The sequence below is a fragment of the Nostoc sp. genome, assembly GCF_036917935.1.
Classification (GTDB): domain Bacteria; phylum Cyanobacteriota; class Cyanobacteriia; order Cyanobacteriales; family Nostocaceae; genus Nostoc.
In genome coordinates this window covers 1-17,041 of the sequence record NZ_JBALEL010000045.1, presented here as the reverse complement: position 1 = coordinate 17,041, position 17,041 = coordinate 1, and the positions used below count along the sequence as shown (strand labels likewise).

The 17,041-nt window shown below is 43.6% G+C and carries 10 protein-coding genes and 1 pseudogene; 7 read left to right on the top strand and 4 right to left on the bottom strand.

What is annotated here, in order from left to right:
* Positions 1-759: 759 nt before the first annotated feature.
* The 4 genes from V7K62_RS19270 to V7K62_RS19255 all read right to left on the bottom strand — a co-directional run bounded on the left by V7K62_RS19270 (position 760) and on the right by V7K62_RS19255 (position 5,101).
* On the bottom strand, positions 760-1,065 hold the full coding sequence (locus V7K62_RS19270; RefSeq protein WP_334866774.1) for a small RNA NsiR4-regulated ssr1528 family protein: 306 nt from the start codon (positions 1,063-1,065) through the stop codon (positions 760-762).
* A gap of 336 nt (positions 1,066-1,401) precedes the next feature.
* On the bottom strand, positions 1,402-1,656 hold the full coding sequence (locus tag V7K62_RS19265) for a hypothetical protein (RefSeq protein ID WP_334866772.1): 255 nt from the start codon (positions 1,654-1,656) through the stop codon (positions 1,402-1,404).
* A 37-nt stretch (positions 1,657-1,693) separates the two neighbouring features.
* The gene (gene ppc / locus V7K62_RS19260; protein WP_334866770.1) at positions 1,694-4,762 is read right to left on the bottom strand and encodes a phosphoenolpyruvate carboxylase; all 3,069 of its coding nucleotides are present in this window, start codon (positions 4,760-4,762) and stop codon (positions 1,694-1,696) included.
* An 84-nt stretch (positions 4,763-4,846) separates the two neighbouring features.
* The gene (locus tag V7K62_RS19255; RefSeq protein WP_334866768.1) at positions 4,847-5,101 is read right to left on the bottom strand and encodes a hypothetical protein; all 255 of its coding nucleotides are present in this window, start codon (positions 5,099-5,101) and stop codon (positions 4,847-4,849) included.
* Between the two features lie 413 nt (positions 5,102-5,514).
* On the opposite strand from V7K62_RS19255, the gene V7K62_RS19250 reads away from it, so the two are divergent.
* From V7K62_RS19250 to V7K62_RS19220, 7 genes and pseudogenes are all read left to right on the top strand, one after another.
* A complete protein-coding gene (locus V7K62_RS19250; RefSeq protein WP_334866766.1) occupies positions 5,515-8,529 on the top strand; it encodes a DUF1574 family protein in 3,015 nt (1,004 codons plus the stop codon).
* 69 nt (positions 8,530-8,598) lie between these two features.
* Positions 8,599-10,098 (top strand): MBOAT family O-acyltransferase, encoded by a 1,500-nt coding sequence (locus V7K62_RS19245; protein ID WP_334866764.1) that lies wholly within the window; start codon positions 8,599-8,601, stop codon positions 10,096-10,098.
* Positions 10,099-10,438: 340 nt separating this feature from the next.
* Entirely contained in the window at positions 10,439-11,521 is a 1,083-nt protein-coding gene (gene psbA / locus V7K62_RS19240; RefSeq protein ID WP_334866762.1) for a photosystem II q(b) protein, read from the top strand.
* Positions 11,522-11,663: 142 nt separating this feature from the next.
* The gene (locus V7K62_RS19235) at positions 11,664-12,356 is read left to right on the top strand and encodes a Uma2 family endonuclease (RefSeq protein WP_334866776.1); all 693 of its coding nucleotides are present in this window, start codon (positions 11,664-11,666) and stop codon (positions 12,354-12,356) included.
* A 282-nt stretch (positions 12,357-12,638) separates the two neighbouring features.
* The gene (locus tag V7K62_RS19230; RefSeq protein WP_334866760.1) at positions 12,639-14,030 is read left to right on the top strand and encodes a malic enzyme-like NAD(P)-binding protein; all 1,392 of its coding nucleotides are present in this window, start codon (positions 12,639-12,641) and stop codon (positions 14,028-14,030) included.
* A gap of 195 nt (positions 14,031-14,225) precedes the next feature.
* Positions 14,226-16,535, top strand: a complete 2,310-nt coding sequence (locus V7K62_RS19225) for a PhoD-like phosphatase (RefSeq protein WP_334866758.1) — start codon at positions 14,226-14,228, stop codon at positions 16,533-16,535.
* An 81-nt stretch (positions 16,536-16,616) separates the two neighbouring features.
* Positions 16,617-16,829, top strand: a pseudogene (locus V7K62_RS19220) (hypothetical protein); the annotation flags it as partial.
* Positions 16,830-17,041: the final 212 nt, after the last annotated feature.

Here is a 17,041-nt window from a genome sequence, read left to right as displayed (position 1 = left end):
TTTTTGAAATGCACGTAGTGGACTGTCTAGGCTTTAATAGTGGATTAGACGTAGACTTTTGTTGGGTGGAGGCTTTGCGTAACCCAACATATATCTAGTATTTGATTTTTGAAATGCACGTAGTGGACTGTCTAGGCTTTAATAGTGGATTAGACGTAGACTTTTGTTGGGTGGAGGCTTTGCGTAACCCAACATATATCAGGATGTTGGGTTACGCTCCGCTCCACCCAACCTACAGCCATGACAGTTCGCTACAAGACTACCGAGATTTTTTCAGAAATCAAATATGATTCCTATATAGCCACCTGCCAATTCAAACACAAGGCAAAGTTGACAATATCTTGCTGAAGATACACTTTTCGACGCGATCGGCAAAAGACTCAAGAAGCCAAAATACCGATGGCAATTCGGGATATGTGAGGTAAAGAATTAAAAGGGTGGTTAGAAACCGCGTCTACACCAGGCAAAACCCATCTCCGTGGGTTAAAAACCTTAATTTTCTCTTAGTCAGCGGAGGCGGACTTTGTTTAGACATCTCCAGAAAAGAAAAAAGACCCCGCTTCCATTCCTCTCCCCGTTTCGGGGAGAGGCTTTAAAACCCCCCTTCCCGCACTTCGTGCCGCTGCGCGAATGTAGGGAAGGGGGGAAGGGGGGTTAGGTCTGCGTGCAAGTTTGTGGTCTCTAAATCTTTTCCAGAGATGTCTTTTGTATAGCCGCGAATTCTATTCACCCTGGCTGTGCTGTACTGTACTGCTATAGTTATTTACCACTATAGAAAAAGGCAATTTCTTTCTCTTTTAGGGGTGCGAAATCAGCATCTACGAGTAATTGGTCGAGTTCTACTTGGGGAATGTGTTTTGCCCCAATTCGCACAATGCGCGATCGCATCGTATTAGATACACCACTGCGCTGTCTATTGCCTTCTAGCGCCATAACTTGACCATAAAGTTCTAGCTTGGCAGGTGGAATTGGCGAACCATCAAAATCAATTCCCTGTGCGATCGCTTCATCAATCGCATCAGCACCGGTAGTAGTTTGATTCCCTGGGTTAGTTTCGGTAGGCATGGTAATTTTCTCTTCTTCGCTATGGGTAGATTTTACCAGCCTTGCTGACACCAAAGCTGCCTACTGGCTTTTTTGCTGCCGAGGATAAATTGCAATTCTTTGCCTGTTTGCGTGAGAAATTTATTAAGCAAAACCGTCCCTCTCCGAGTCGGAGAGGGACGGTTTTGAACTAAAGTTCAATAGACCTCTTGCAAAAGTCCATAACACCCCACCCCCAACCCCTCCCCGCTTGCGGGGAGGGGAGCGTTTGCGTGAGCAAATGCGGGGTGGGGTTCTTTATTTTTGATTTATGCAAGAGGTCTAAGGCAGGGAGAGGTTCATCGAACTCACATTAGACTAATCACGAGCTTCTCGCGTCACCAAACCACCAACAAACGCCCCTAAAATAGTGCCTGTCCATAATCCTGTTGTACTACCTTGCCACATTGCTCCTGGTGTCATCCAAGCATTGCACATCTCTTTAAAACCCCAAGGTTGGTTTTGGCACTTTTGGCTATGCAGCATTATGGTGATTTGCCCACTAGTGTAAGCACCAAAAAGACCTGATGACAGCGCCAAAAAAGTGCAAATTAAAATTCTATTTTTTGTCATTAGTCATTTTTCACTTATTCCCATGCCCAATTCTCAATCAACCTGTATTTCTCATCCCAGCAGCAATACCATTAATAGTTAACAATGCTCCTCGCAGTAACTCGCCTTTGCTATAACGAGAATGAATTACTCCAGAAGTAGCAGTAGTACTTTGGGACTGGCGTAGGCGCTTGAGTAGTGAAACTTGGATAAATCCCAAGGGGACAATTGTGCCATTGCGTAACTGCACAGATCGTTGTAATACAGGATCGCCATCTAACAGTCGATTGTGATCGGTGATTTTTAACACCAAATCCCTTGTGAGATAGAACTCGCTAGCAATTTGATCAAAAACCTTGGCAAAACGAAGTTGATCTTCTGGTTTTGATAGTTCCTGGACGTAGTGGTGTGCCATTTGCATATCTACTTTTGCCAACGTCATCTCGGCCTTAGAAATCACCATCTTGAAGAAGGGCCACTTAACGTAAAAGTAGCGCAGCAATTTCAAATGTTCTTCTGCTTCTTCGTTCAAGAAGTCTTGCAAAGCGGTGCCAACGCCGTACCACGAAGGAAGTAAAAAGCGGGTTTGCGTCCAACTAAATACCCAAGGAATAGCTCGCAGACTGCTTAAATCTTTCTTACCAGATGGACGGCGGGCGGGACGGGAACTGATTTGTAGCTGGCTAATTTCTTCAATTGGAGTTACTTCGTGGAAGAAGTCAACAAAATCAGGCTGTTCGTAGATTAGGGCACGATAATGTTGACGCGATCGCGCTGCTAATTCTTCCATAATCTCATTCCAGGGTTCAATATCATCAAACCCTGTCCGCAGCAAGCTAGCTTGAATCACCGCAGTCGTGATAGTCTCCATGTGATACAAAGCCAAGTCCAACAAGGAATATTTGGAAGCTAAAACTTCTCCTTGTTCGGTAATCTTGATTCGCCCATTGATACTATGACCTGGTTGAGCTAAAATCGCCTCGTAAGCAGGGCCCCCACCCCGTCCCACAGAACCGCCGCGTCCGTGGAAAATTCGCAAATTTAGATCGTAGTTTTCGGCTATTTGTTGCAGTGATTTTTGAGCTTTATGAATTTCCCAGTTGCTACTTAAAAAACCAGAGTCTTTGTTGCTGTCAGAATACCCCAGCATTACTTCTTGTAAGTTCGTGGTGAGGGGAGAGTAAGAGACAGGGGAAGATGAATTTTCATTTGCATCCTCTGCTTTTGTCTGTTGGTAGCCGCCGGCTAACAAAGCGCGATATAACGGGAGTTCAAAGAGTTTCCGCATGACGCTTCTGGAGCGTTGTAAGTCTTCTACTGTTTCAAATAGGGGGACAACTTGAATAGTTCCGACGGCAATAGCAGGGTCAAAAAGTCTGGCTTCTTTGGCTAACAGCAATACTTCTAGCACGTCGCTTACATCGCGGCACATGCTGATAATGTAAGTTTGACAGATGTTGACACCAAATTCTTGCTGGAGCGATCGCACGACGCGAAAGGTTTCAATTACATCGTTGGTTTTTTCCGAAAATGGTAATTCTGCTGGAATTAATGGCCGACGGGTTTGCAGTTCTCCTGTCAGCCAAGCAACTCTTTGCTCCTCGGATAGTTCGTTGTAAGGTTGAGATAATATTTGCAGGTATTCGAGTATTTCATCGAGCGCATCAGCGTGGCGGGATGATTCTTGACGGATATCTAGCTGTGTCAAGTTAAAGCCAAAAATTTCTACCTGACAGATGAGATTTTCTAATTCTCGACAGCTTAAACCTGTTTCTGTTAAGTTGCGCTGAATCATCCGCAGTTCTGCTAAAAAATCGTCTCCCGAACGATACAGAGGGCTATCTTGATTTGTTGGCGTTTCCCGATTGTACAAAGCTAGATTGCGATCGCGAGTATTTTCCAGCCGTTTCAGCACATAAGCCAGTTTCAGCCGATAGGGTTCTTGGCGATAACGTAGCGCCAGTGCATCATATACCTCGCTCAACTGGGACTGATCCAATTCTAGAGATTCCAGTAAGTCTGGTAAAACATCGCTCCAGTGCATCGACACACTCAACAATTCAATCAGATTTTTCACTGACTGAATATATCTCCCTAGCACCATTTTGCGCTGATAGCAAGCCGTTTTCCAGGTGATTTCTGGTGTGACTGATGGGTTGCCATCTCTGTCTGAGCCTACCCAGGAGCCAAAAGAGCAAAAGTTTTTACTCGGTGGTTCTAGCCAAGGAAAGGTATTGGATAGGGTATGTTTGAAACGCTTATAAAGTTGGGGAATACCATCAAATAAAACTTCTTGGAAGTAGTGCAGGGCATAATCTACTTCATCTAGCACTGTGGGTTTGAACTGGTGAAGTTCGTCTGTGCGCCACCACAGACGAATCTCTTCTAGCAATTGTTCGCGGACATCTGCTGCTTCCCAAGGATATGCTCCTGGTGTAGTCCCAGAATGGTTTTCCAAGGCATCCAGTTTTTGCAATAGTTGTACCACTTGTCGCTGCTTATCCCGGATGGTATGACGAACAATTTCCGTCGGGTGGGCTGTGAAAACTAAGCGTACATCCAGATGTGCAATTAGACGTTGAATTTGCTGGGGTGGTACATTCAGTTTGAATAAATAGGGGAACAAAGCAGCGAAAGTACCTTTTGGTTGGACTGGCGCTTTTTCTAAATAACTTTTTCTCAGGAAGGCTGCTGCTATTCCCTTGCTAACAGGCGCGTCATCTTCTCTTTGATTCGAGGAATAGTTGACATTGGATGGTGTTTCTGGCTGTGTAGCCTCTGTTTCTGCCTCATAGCGACTCAATTGCTGACGTTGTTCGTATTCCTGCTCTATGATGTTAATCAACTGAAAATAGAGAGCGAAAGCACGAGCCGCGCGAATTGCTTCGTTGATATTTAGTTGTTCAATTAATTTGACGGCTGAGGATGCTTGGTCATTGGTTGCTTGTCCTTCTGGTGAACATAAATCACGCAACTGCCGCAACAAATCTACCATATTTTGACCACATTCTTGCCGGAGAACTGACTCCCACAATTCTTCCACTACCTGGAGACGATGACGCAAAAATAATTCCGACACCGGGTATATATCCGCAGTTTGAGACGAAGAGTATAAAAGGGAACCCATATTCTCTATTCTTGTAAAGCTAATTACTGTTTACGGTTGTAGGTTTTGCACTTAATGCTTACCGGGTTGTTCCTGAGCAAATAATTATTTGGTGTATATCTTCTCATCTTGATTGATTTCGTGTTCATCTGGGAAGTCTAGGTTTGGTAGGCGATCGCCTCGAAATAATTCTTCACTGGCTTCACCGATGCTTTCTAGTGCTTTTACTGTAGTTTTTCCGGTAATGAGCAGCAGTAATATAGACGCTGTACCTATTTGTAAAAGGAACGACTGAGGAATGGTAAATAAATCCAGATTGGATGCGGGTTTAGGTGAAGACTGTTGGTTGGTAGGAGGCATTGCTAATTTTTGGTTATGGGAATTAAGAGTAAAAAGGAGTCAGAAGTTAGGAGTTAAGATCACTCCAACGATCAAGAAATGGAGTTGAAATGGGATAAGCTTATTGTTTGTTTCGCCCATTCGGGACGTTACGCGAGTCCGGCTTTAAAGGACAAGTCATCAGCCAGTCATATAGAATTATTCTGACTTCTAGCTCCTAACTTCTAAATTCTGACTCCCTATTAGTAAAATAAACGCAAAACTCAACATTAGTCAGACTTGCAACCCATACAAGACTATCTTGGCCGATTTTGTGAGCTACGAAGGTAACAAAATTGTTAAAAAAAACCGTCAGAGTGTGATAGACCTATGGTTCTAGTTTACAAGTGCAGGCACTATCCCCGACCAATCGCTGACTGTAAAGTTAACTGAGCATGAAAACAGTATTACCAGATCGCCAGCAATCCTTAGTGCAATGGGTAAGCCAAGCAACAGGGATCAACACTTTCGGAGTGAAAGTCCGGTTGCGGGGAAATGACCTTCATATTCTTTGTGAAGGTACAGAATGTCCGCAGCGTTGGCGTACTTTGTCTGACTTGCTGCAAGCATTACAGCAAACAAACTTAGATATCCTCACAAGCAGCGAACAAACCTCAATATATCAAGTATTTGTCTATGGCCGCAGAAAAGGGGAACAGCGCCCCTCATGGTGCCATCGAGTTCACTTAAATCAAATAGATAAGCATCTGGAGCAGGTGCAACAAGCGCTGCTAGCAGACTCAGAAAAATCAAAACAATCGCGTGGGGCGCTAATTGTCTCTAACGAAAGTTTGGCACGCCAAGGGAACCCAGAGGCGATCGCTCGATATCTCAGCGAAACTCTGAGTACGTTAGGTGTATCAGTACAGGCAAAGATTAAGCTATATAAGCCAAAGAACTCTCAGCCAGAAGAAAATCGCCTGTGGATCTTTTGCCAATCAAGCTATAGCCCTGATGCATCGTTGCTTGCCGAACCAATAGCAGAGAAGTTGCGTTATCTCAAGCTTTCCGGCTACCAAGATGCCGTAATTGTTTCCCAGGTGAGCGGCGAAACTGCCCCAGATTGGCTGCTGCGGATAGATTTGACACCTCCAGAGGTGATGCTTAAAGAGTGGGCGCGTTGGGGAGATATCCAAGCGATCGCTCGATTATTAACTGAGGTACTATCAGGATTAAAAGTTGCTGTCCAAGTTTCTCTGAAAGAATCAACGCTACATATCTTTTGTACCCCAGCTTTTGATCCTTTAGGAACTGCCCCAATCCCAGACAAGGGAGTCTGCTTAGAGGCGATTTTACCCCAGCTAGAAGCGATCGCACCTCAAGGCATTCTCGCCGCCACCCTCTACGGACAAAAAGCAGGTGATAAAGAACCTTTTTGGATTGATTGGGTGGCTTTACCGGCAGCCAAGCATCCCGCCTTTGCCATGTCACCGCTAGATTTGGCCAATACTGGCGATGAACCAGCGATCGTATTTTTACTGGAGCGCTTACTCAATCCTGACTTGGATTGGCGACTATTAACAGGTGGAATTCGCGTACTCCTACTGAAGAAAAATGATTTATTGCACATTATGTGTGATGCACCTGTTTGTCCAGCGCGGCAACAAGTAGCAAGTAAAATTACGCAGTTTATCCGCCAGTTAAAAATTCCCGGTATTATGGGAGTACGTGTCTACGGTCGCCGTGCTGGGAATAAAGAACCTTTTTGGCACTATGGCCTTGATATTGAGCATCGCCAACGTTTAGTGCCAGAAGCAACCCCAGAATTTGCTGCTACTTCTATATACGTTAACGATTTAGTAACCTCTGAGACTAGTGAGCCAATTTTGCGCCCAGACTTAACCACAGAAGAAGTTCAAAGTTTTGTAACAGAAGTAGCGCGAGATTGGATGGCAACGGCGAGTTCAACTGCGAAAAAATTCCTGTTGAAAAGCCAGCTATTTACCGAAAGCAACCAGTCAGCGGAAAATCAACCTGATATTCAAGGACTTAAAATTGCTCTGGTTTGGGGAACACTGGGATTATTGCTCACCATCCAAACTGATTGGCTAATAGGTCGAATTATTGCAAGTACTACACCCAGTTCGCCAAAAGTCGCTAGTGTCACCCTGCCATCATCTTCTGAGCACAAGGCATCTTTGACATCTGAAAAAAATCAGCGTCAGAAAACAACATTTTTTACCAGCACTTCCAAGACAAAATCTCCTCCAAATCAGAGTTCTGTATTTAATGCTTCGGAATTTACCCAAAGTGATGATACTCCAACAAATAATTTGGCAGCCGCACCACTGAAGGAAAAAGCAACCGCCACAGCTATTCTTTTAGCAGCGCGATCGCAGATGCCAAGTTTTAATGTCAGGCAGTTAGACGAGCAACTAGCACTGTATAAACAGCGTTTAGCGAGAACTGGTAGTCCGCCAGATGTGTTGATTATTGGCTCCTCCCGCGCCCTCAGAGGAGTAGATCCAGCAGCACTTTCTAAAGCTTTAGCGACTCAGGGCTATCCAAATCTTGACGTGTTTAATTTTGGAATCAACGGTGCTACCGCACAAGTTGTAGACTTTGTGATTCGCCACGTACTGGAACCATCAGAACTACCCAAAATAATTATCTGGGCAGATGGTGCGCGTGCTTTCAACGGTGGACGCGAGGATATTACCTTTAAATCGCTTGCTGCATCAGCTGGTTATAAACAAGCATTCCAAAAAACACCAACAGATGCAAGTAGCAATGATTTGCCAGAGAATCCGGTAAATTCAGGAGAACAAAAGACAAATGAAGAAAAACAGGAGATTAGTACTTATGAAGCTGTCAATCAGTCATTAAATCAGGCTCTAGCATCTGTTTCTGCTAGCTATCAAAACCGTGACCAAATTAAAGGTTTACTGCAAAAACAACTGCTCTTATTTGGTAAGAATCAGACAGTTGTATCACAAAAACAATTGACAGACGGTACTTCAGATGAGAGCATTTCTCAGCAAGCAGTTGACTTTGATGGCTTTCTACCTTTGTCTATTCGTTTTAATCCCGCTAGATACTATCAAAAACATTCTAGAGTTCCCGGAAGTTATGACAACGACTATAAATCTTTCCAAGTAGAAGGACAGCAAGATACTGCTTTTCAAGAAGTGCTTCAGTTTACCCAGTCTCAGAAAATTTCCTTAGTGTTTGTCAACATGCCTCTGACGGGAGATTATTTAGATCCAGTGCGTAGACAATATGAGCAAGAATTTCAACAATATATGTTGCGTTTGGCAACTAATCCTAACTTTATTTATCGTGATTTGAGCCAACAGTGGACAAAAGCAAATGACTACTTTTCTGATCCTAGCCACCTCAACCGCTTTGGTGCATACGAAGTCTCGAAAAAGCTAGCTAATGACCCGATGATTCCTTGGCCAGTGAAGTAGGGGACTGGGGACTGGGCAGAATAATCTACAATACCCAATGACTAATGACTAATGACTAATGACTAAAAAATGAACTTTATATCAATTTTCTATGGGCTGTTCTTGCTGAGTGTGTTAGGGATTTACTGGTCTTTAGCACAACATAAATTACGATTGTGGACGCTGCTAATTGCCAGTTTGGTTTTCTATGCATCTTTGCACATTCAATACATACCATTACTATTAGCATTGACATTTATTAATTTCCGTGTAGGGCTGGAAATTGGGAAAAACACATCACCAGGAAAACATTCTCTTGACTGGCAAATTTCTAATGAAGCGTGGCAATTTGCTCAAGTTGATTGGAATCGTCGCCGTCTAAAAGTTTTGTGGCTGGGTATAACTCTAAATGTTTTACTGTTATTAGCTTTTAAGTATTTTACGCCTTTATTCAAGTTTGTTTTTCATGTCCAAACAAACTCACCAGATAGCTCTTTTAAATTGATTGCACCTTTGGGAATTTCATTTTTTACCTTTGAATGCATTGCCTATTTAATAGATGTTTATCGCGGTGCCCCTGCTAGTGATAATTTTCTCAAATTTGCTACATACAAATTATTCTTCGCCAAACTGATTTCAGGCCCGATTACGCGCTACCACAACTTAGCAAATCAATTCAATACACTAGAATTACCCAGCACCGATAGAGTAGCTGAGGCGCTGTGGTTGATTGCTAGGGGCGCAGTTAAAAAAGGTATTTTTGCAGACCACTTGGGAATTTTCGTCGATTTATGTTTTGGTAATCTGCAACGGGCGGGTAGTACCGATCTCTGGTTAGCTACATTCGCCTACGGCTTGCAATTATATCTAGATTTCAACGGTTATGTAGACATCGCCCGTGGTAGTGCTTTGCTTTTCGGCTTGGTTATACCTGAGAATTTCGACTTTCCCTATTTCAGCACCAATATTTCCGAATTCTGGCGGCGCTGGCATATTACTCTAGGAGATTGGCTGCGTAACTATGTCTACTTTCCTTTGGGTGGTTCCCGTCGAGGTTTAGTCCGTACCTGCTGGAATTTATTTATTGTGATGCTAATCGCTGGTATCTGGCACGGTGCTGCTTTGGGTTATGTAGTTTGGGGCATATTTCACGGATTAGCCTTGGTGGTTCATCGACTTACAGATGCTATTAGCGATCGCTTTGAAAATTTAGAACAATTCTGGCAAAATCCTCTGGGTATCTTTGTCGCTTGGTTATTGACCCAACTGATGGTTTTTACCTCTTGGATTTGGTTCCGCCTACCCAATCTCCAAGACTCTTCTTTGGTAATTCGGCATCTTTGGGGTTATCCGGCTGACGCCCAGTTTGCTGAAAAAGTCTATGTGGAAGCCTTAAATATGAGCCAATCCCAACTCACTTGGGTACTTCTAACTTTAGCTACCCTTATGGCTGTAGTTTATGCCTTCAACCGAATGCTGAAGTTAGAGTTTAACTGGCCCCTTAAGCTTGTCTTTGTTCCCCTATGTTTTTACGCTGTTTGGTTATTAGCTCCTGAAGGCAGTTTGCCCTACATTTACTTTGATTTTTAACTGAAACATCAGACAATATAGAACTTATTATCTCGTTACAAATCAGCCAGACTTAAAATTTTTTCCACAGGCTAATTGTAAAGAAGTGTAAAGGTAAATAACTAGGCGATCGCATCATTGAAAGTGATAGCTAGTTTGGTCTTGAAGTGGCTTACAAAGCCTCAATCCATTACTTCTTATCAAGTAGGAAAACTTTACAGTTCTATGAGCTTGTTAAAGAATTCTGTTACAGAATATTAAGTCAAAGATCGCGTCCAAGTAAATTCATGTAGACTATATTTCAGCAAGCAAATTTATTTTGCTTGTTCCATATTTAACAACCCATTGCACTTATAAAACAATGACCACAACCTTACAACGGCGCTCTGACGCTAGCGTATGGGATCGCTTCTGCGAGTGGATCACCAGCACCGAAAACCGTATCTACATTGGTTGGTTTGGTGTGCTAATGATTCCTACCCTGCTAGCTGCGACCACCTGCTTTGTAATTGCCTTCATCGCTGCTCCTCCTGTGGACATTGATGGTATTCGTGAACCAGTTGCAGGTTCTTTGATCTACGGAAACAACATCATCTCTGGTGCAGTTGTTCCTTCTTCAAACGCCATCGGCTTGCACTTCTACCCAATCTGGGAAGCTGCTTCCTTAGATGAGTGGTTGTATAATGGCGGCCCTTACCAGTTGGTAGTTTTCCACTTCTTGATCGGTTGCGCTGCCTACCTTGGTCGTCAGTGGGAACTTTCTTACCGCTTAGGAATGCGTCCTTGGATCTGCGTAGCTTACAGCGCACCTTTGGCTTCTGCTTGTGCAGTATTCTTGATCTACCCAATCGGTCAAGGTTCTTTCTCCGATGGTATGCCTTTAGGTATCTCTGGAACCTTCAACTTCATGATTGTGTTCCAAGCAGAACATAATATTTTGATGCACCCCTTCCACATGTTAGGTGTGGCTGGTGTATTTGGTGGTAGCTTGTTCTCTGCAATGCACGGTTCCTTGGTAACTTCTTCCCTAGTTCGTGAAACAACCGAAGTTGAATCTTTGAACTATGGTTACAAGTTCGGTCAAGAAGAAGAAACCTATAACATCGTTGCAGCCCACGGCTACTTCGGTCGTTTAATTTTCCAATACGCATCATTTCAAAACAGCCGTCAATTGCACTTCTTGCTCGCAGCTTGGCCTGTCATTGGTATCTGGTTTACCGCTTTGGGTATCAGCACAATGGCATTCAACCTGAACGGTTTCAACTTCAACCAATCAATTATTGATTCCCAAGGTCGCGTCATCAGCACCTGGGCAGACGTAATTAACCGCGCTAACTTGGGTATGGAAGTAATGCACGAGCGTAACGCTCACAACTTCCCCCTAGATTTAGCTGCTGGTGAAGTTACACCTGTAGCAATGACTGCTCCTGCTATCAACGGTTAATACTGAAGTATTAGCTAAATAAAAAGCGTCCTCCAGAAATGGGGGGCGCTTTTTAGTTGTAGCTACGTACAGTGATGACCATAAGAGAAGATTCCCCTATGTTAGATTCAAGCTACAACTCCTGTGGATGAGGAATCAGGTAATGACGGCTTCTGTGGAACATGGCTTAAATAATAGCGCTTTTATCCCTCCCTTAGAAAGTGGCGATCGCTTAACCCGCCACGAATTCGAGCGTCGTTATACAGCAATGCCCAATAAAAAAGCAGAATTAATTGAAGGAGTCGTCTACGTGGCATCACCTCTGCGTTTTAGAAGTCATGGTTTACCTCATGGAAACTTAATTATCTGGTTAGGAAATTACAAAGTTTCTACCCCAGGCGTAGAACTAGGCAACAATGCTACTGTGCGTTTAGATTTAGACAATGAACCACAACCTGATGTTTTGCTGTTAATAGATAAACCAGCCAGAGGACAAGCACAGATTACTGAAGATGATTACGTAGAAGGCGCACCGGAATTAGTCGCAGAAGTAGCAGCCAGTAGTGCATCTATTGATTTATACGATAAAAAACGCGCCTACCGTCGCAACGGAGTACAGGAATACATCGTCTGGCAGACTTTGGAAAATAAACTCGACTGGTTCTGTTTGCAAAATGGTGAATATTTGCCACTCGTCGCAGATGCAGATGGTGTAATTAAAAGTAGGGTATTTCCAGGTTTGTGGTTAGCTGTCACCTCACTCCTTACAGGAGACATGACAACAGTTTTAGCAGTGCTGCAACAAGGGTTAAATTCAAAAGAACACACGGAGCTTGTTGAGCGTTTAGCTGAGTAAGACTTAATACAAATGCTTTTAAAAATACAAATATTTACATAGATAAAATTTTAAAAAAATATCTGGTGTATTTGGGTACAATTACTAAATTGTTACTTACTTTATATTAGTAAATGCGTTGGTATAAATAAAAATAATTAAAACTGTCAGCAGTTAGTAAACTAACTGCTGACGGTTATTCCAAGGGTTTATATCCATTGTGTTTTCACTGACTAAAAATCTCAGATTTTAGTTTTTGTCTCAATTCAATATAAAATCTAAAACTTAAAATCCAAAATCAACATGGCAGACCTAACTCCGAATTCTAGTTTTAGTTTGACACTGCGCTTGCAGATTCCCAATCGTATAGGGATGTTGGCATTAGTAACCCAGGCGATCGCAACCAGTGGCGGTAATCTCGGTCAAATTGATTTAATCGAGCAAACCCGCAAAGAGTCCACCCGCGATCTGACTGTGGATGCTGCTAGTACTGAACACGCTGAAACCATTGTGCAAGCAGTCAAAGCATTGCCAGATATCAAGTTACTCAGTGTCTACGATCGCACCTTTAATTTGCATCGTGGTGGCAAAATCAGCATTGTCAGCAGAATTCCCCTGAAGAGTGTTTCTGATTTGGCAATGGCTTACACGCCCGGAGTCGGTCGAATTTGTACAGCGATCGCTCAAGATCCAGAGGAAGTTTACAACTTAACTATCAAACAAAACACTGTTGCTATTGTTACCGATGGTAGTGCCGTTTTGGGTTTGGGAAATCTCGGCCCAGCAGCTGCCCTACCAGTAATGGAAGGTAAAGCAATGCTGTTCAAGGAATTTGCGGGGCTGGATGCTTTTCCGATCTGTCTCGCCACCCAAGATACAGAAGAAATTATCCAGACAGTTAAGAATATCGCTCCGGTGTTTGGGGGCGTGAATTTAGAGGATATTGCTGCACCTCGCTGCTTTGAAATTGAAAGGAGATTACGCCAAGAGTTAGATATCCCCGTTTTTCACGATGACCAGCATGGTACAGCAATTGTCACCTTGGCAGCGTTGTTTAACTCCCTGAAACTGGTACAGAAGTCAATGGCAGAAATCAAGATCGTGATTAACGGTGCTGGGGCTGCGGGAGTGGCGATCGCTCGGTTACTTCGGAAAGCTGGGGCAGAAAATATCTGGATGTGCGACTCTAAAGGGATTATCTCTACCAGTCGCACCGATTTGACAGAGGAAAAACTCGAATTTGCTGTGAAAGGTCAGGGTACATTAGCGGGTGCAATGCAAGGGGCAGATGTGTTTATTGGAGTCAGCGCCCCAGGAGTTTTGACGCCGGAAATGGTGCAATCGATGGCGAAAGATCCAATTGTCTTTGCAATGGCAAATCCGATTCCAGAAATTCAGCCAGAATTAATCAGTAAAGATGTTGCTGTCATCGCTACCGGTCGCAGTGACTACCCAAACCAAATCAATAATGTCCTTGCTTTTCCTGGGGTATTTCGTGGTGCTTTAGATTGTCGGGCACAAACAATTACCATCAAAATGTATCTAGAAGCCGCAAGTGCGATCGCCTCTTTAGTCAAACCTTCAGACTTGAATCGGGAACATATTATTCCTTCAGTCTTTGATGAGCGCGTTGTCACTGCTGTTGCTGCTGCTGTGCAACGTGCCGCGCGTGAAGAAGGTATCGCTCGGAATTAATTAACTCAAATAATCACTCTTATCGGATGGGCATCTCGCCCGTCCCTGAACTTTTAGGCTGCAATCAATTTGCGCTAGAAACTGATGTTAAACAGATGAGAATTGATGCATGATTGGTGATTAGATGAGTTTGGGCTACCAATTTAGGAGCAAAGTAACACATCTAAAACATCATCACTTTGTCAACTGTTTGCAATGAAGTATCAAGTTGGGGACGAGTTTTTACAAGAACTGCCACTGATTTTAGGGGGGCCAATCCTCAAACATACTGAGCCAGAGTCAGTAACGGTATGGGTGGCACTAAAACAGTCTTGTCAGGTAGAACTTAAGGTTTATGACACAACAAATGATGGTGAAGAACTAGGAAATTGCTTATTGGAGGGAGAAGGCTCTACCTTTGCTTTAGGTAAGTATCTTCATGTAGTTGCCATCACGGCTCGGTCTACAATTGGACATCACCTAACTGGAGGTCACATCTATGCATACGACCTCAAGTTTACAGTTGCTGACCAAACCTTGCAAACTCTGCAACAAGCATTATGCTCAAACTCCTCTCCTACAGTCAGCATCAGCTACTTCGATCATCAAAAACCAACCTTTGCTCTACCGCCTACCCGTCTTCAAGATTTGCAAATTGTCCATGCTTCCTGCCGTAAACCTCATGGTCATGGGTTTGATGCACTGCCAATTCTCGATAGTATGATTCAGGCGTCAGCAAATCAACCCCAACACCGCCCTCACCAGCTGTTCCTCACCGGAGATCAAATTTACGGAGATGATGTAGCAGATGCATCGTTGTGGGTTGCGACTATTCTTGGTGATGCCCTCTTGGGTTGGGAAGAACAACTTCCTGTGAATGGAGTGTACTGCACTCCCCAGCAACTACCCCCTGGAGAGCGGGCTGATGTGGCGACAAATCAAGCTGGCTTAACCGCAGGATTACATAATAAACCAGAGAAAGTTAACAGTCATCTTTTCAGTCTGGGTGAATATTACGCTACTTATTTACTAGCTTGGTCGCCAGTGTGCTGGCCGGCCGCATTTCCCAAAGGACAACAAGTAACGAGCGATCGCCATGCGATCAAAGACTGGAATCGGGCAGTTAAGCATTTGCGACAATTCATTTATACGCTTTGGAAAGTGCGCCGCGCTCTTGCCAATATTCCCATGTACAGCATCTTTGATGACCATGATGTTAGTGATGACTGGAATTTAAACCAAGCTTGGTGTTTGCGAGTATTGGGGCGTCCCTTGGGGCGAAGAATAGTCCAAAATGCCTTGTTAGCCTACACAGTGTTTCAAGGTTGGGGCAATACACCAGGGCAATTTGTAGAAGGGAAATCAGGTGAAAAGCTGTTGGCGGCTGCACAAGCTTGGTCAGTTTCCCAAGGAACGGATACAAAGGCTGATCAGGCGATCGCTCATTATGTAGGTATGCCAGCCAACGATCCCCACACAGACTTACCTATTTTAGTCCGAGACGGTTCAGTATTTATTCTGGATCGACATCCTGAAGCACTGACTTGGCACTACACACTCAGGAGCGATTGCCACGAAGTAATTGTACTTGATACACGTACATGGCGGGGTTATCCAGCCGATCAAAAAGCGATGTCTAGGACGGGCTACGTCTACGCCCCGCCGATGTTATTGTGTCCTCAAGCCTTTGAGCAACAACTAGTTTTACCTTTACAACAAATAGCTGAACAAACTCAGATTCAAACTACATTTGTGATTGCGCCTACTAATGTATTTGGATTACAAGTGATTGATTGGATTCATCATTGGCACTTAAAACAGGAGAAAGTTTTTTCAACCGATGTTGGAGATGCCTGGAACATTAATATGGAAGCACTGGCGAAATTCCTAACCACCTTGTTTGAGGAACGTCAACAAGTCGTTATTCTATCTGGGGATATCCACTACAGTTCTGTTGCTCACTTGTCTTATACACGCACCCATTCCAAATTGCAGTCTGTCTTAGTGCAGTTAACCGCTAGTGCATTGAAGAATGAAGAGATTTTGACGCGGCTGATTCATACACGATTGAAAGATTGGCTGCTACCAGAAAAGGTACGACATTGGAGAGGCTGGATCAATCCACCCAAAATGGTAGAAATTTCAGAGAAGCAATTACACCATAATCCCCATCTGCTGACTAACTCTGACTGGCATTGTGTGCTGGAGTGGATGCCTCGAAACAGTGTTCAGACTTCTGCCTACACAGCAGATATATTATCGTTGATAGTTCCCTGGAAACGAGCCGAAAATGCTAAATGGAAATGGTTACAACCCCTGATGTTTTGGAAATCTCGTTGGTTTCAGGAAGGGCGAGAAGTAGTTGGATTGAATAATTTAGCTGTGGTTCACTTTCAGTTAGCAGATGAGAGTAGTTCTGGCAAAGTTATTCAAGATTTGTACTGGTTTTCTTCTTGGTATCCAACCCAAATTGTTTATAGCCGTTTTGAGAGCCAGTTAACGCCCAATCAGTCTTTATTAGGATAACCAGCTTTGCTGTGTGAATGGAAATTTTAGTTATATATATGGGCACTCTAGATTTAAGAAACATACTGGAGAGTGATTTTTATGTCTACGACCCCAATTAGTGCAACACTGGCACAAACAGAGAGAGATGCTGTGTTGCAAGCGATCGCTACGATTAAAGAAAAGCTACCATTTTTGGTTGATTTGAGTTCTGGCGATCGCAAGACTTTACCCAAGATGGGAGATAAAAGTCGGGCGTTTGTGAGTAAAGCATTAGAGGTGGCGGCGCAGAATCCAGAGTTTTTACCGCGATCGTTGTTGGTATTCTAATCACTAAAAGTTGAAAATTTATGAAGTCAATTCCCTGAAATAATTGCTCCTCTTGAATCAATTTTAGAAATTTACTTCGTAAAACTGGTGTTCAGGACTCTCAGAGGATGTTTGAAAAGTATTTGGCTGTGATTTTAGGCACTTTGATCCCCCCTAACCCACGCCAGTCGCTCCACTTGGGGAGACCCCATCGCGCA

What these genes read in the sequence shown, in the direction of transcription:
- V7K62_RS19270 (WP_334866774.1), bottom strand. Translation starts at nt 1,065, where the DNA reads ATGCCTACCGAAACTAACCCAGGGAATCAAACTACTACCGGTGCTGAT.
- V7K62_RS19265 (WP_334866772.1), bottom strand. Translation starts at nt 1,656, where the DNA reads ATGACAAAAAATAGAATTTTAATTTGCACTTTTTTGGCGCTGTCATCA.
- ppc (WP_334866770.1), bottom strand. Translation starts at nt 4,762, where the DNA reads ATGGGTTCCCTTTTATACTCTTCGTCTCAAACTGCGGATATATACCCG.
- V7K62_RS19255 (WP_334866768.1), bottom strand. Translation starts at nt 5,101, where the DNA reads ATGCCTCCTACCAACCAACAGTCTTCACCTAAACCCGCATCCAATCTG.
- V7K62_RS19250 (WP_334866766.1), top strand. Translation starts at nt 5,515, where the DNA reads ATGAAAACAGTATTACCAGATCGCCAGCAATCCTTAGTGCAATGGGTA.
- V7K62_RS19245 (WP_334866764.1), top strand. Translation starts at nt 8,599, where the DNA reads ATGAACTTTATATCAATTTTCTATGGGCTGTTCTTGCTGAGTGTGTTA.
- psbA (WP_334866762.1), top strand. Translation starts at nt 10,439, where the DNA reads ATGACCACAACCTTACAACGGCGCTCTGACGCTAGCGTATGGGATCGC.
- V7K62_RS19235 (WP_334866776.1), top strand. Translation starts at nt 11,664, where the DNA reads ATGACGGCTTCTGTGGAACATGGCTTAAATAATAGCGCTTTTATCCCT.
- V7K62_RS19230 (WP_334866760.1), top strand. Translation starts at nt 12,639, where the DNA reads ATGGCAGACCTAACTCCGAATTCTAGTTTTAGTTTGACACTGCGCTTG.
- V7K62_RS19225 (WP_334866758.1), top strand. Translation starts at nt 14,226, where the DNA reads ATGAAGTATCAAGTTGGGGACGAGTTTTTACAAGAACTGCCACTGATT.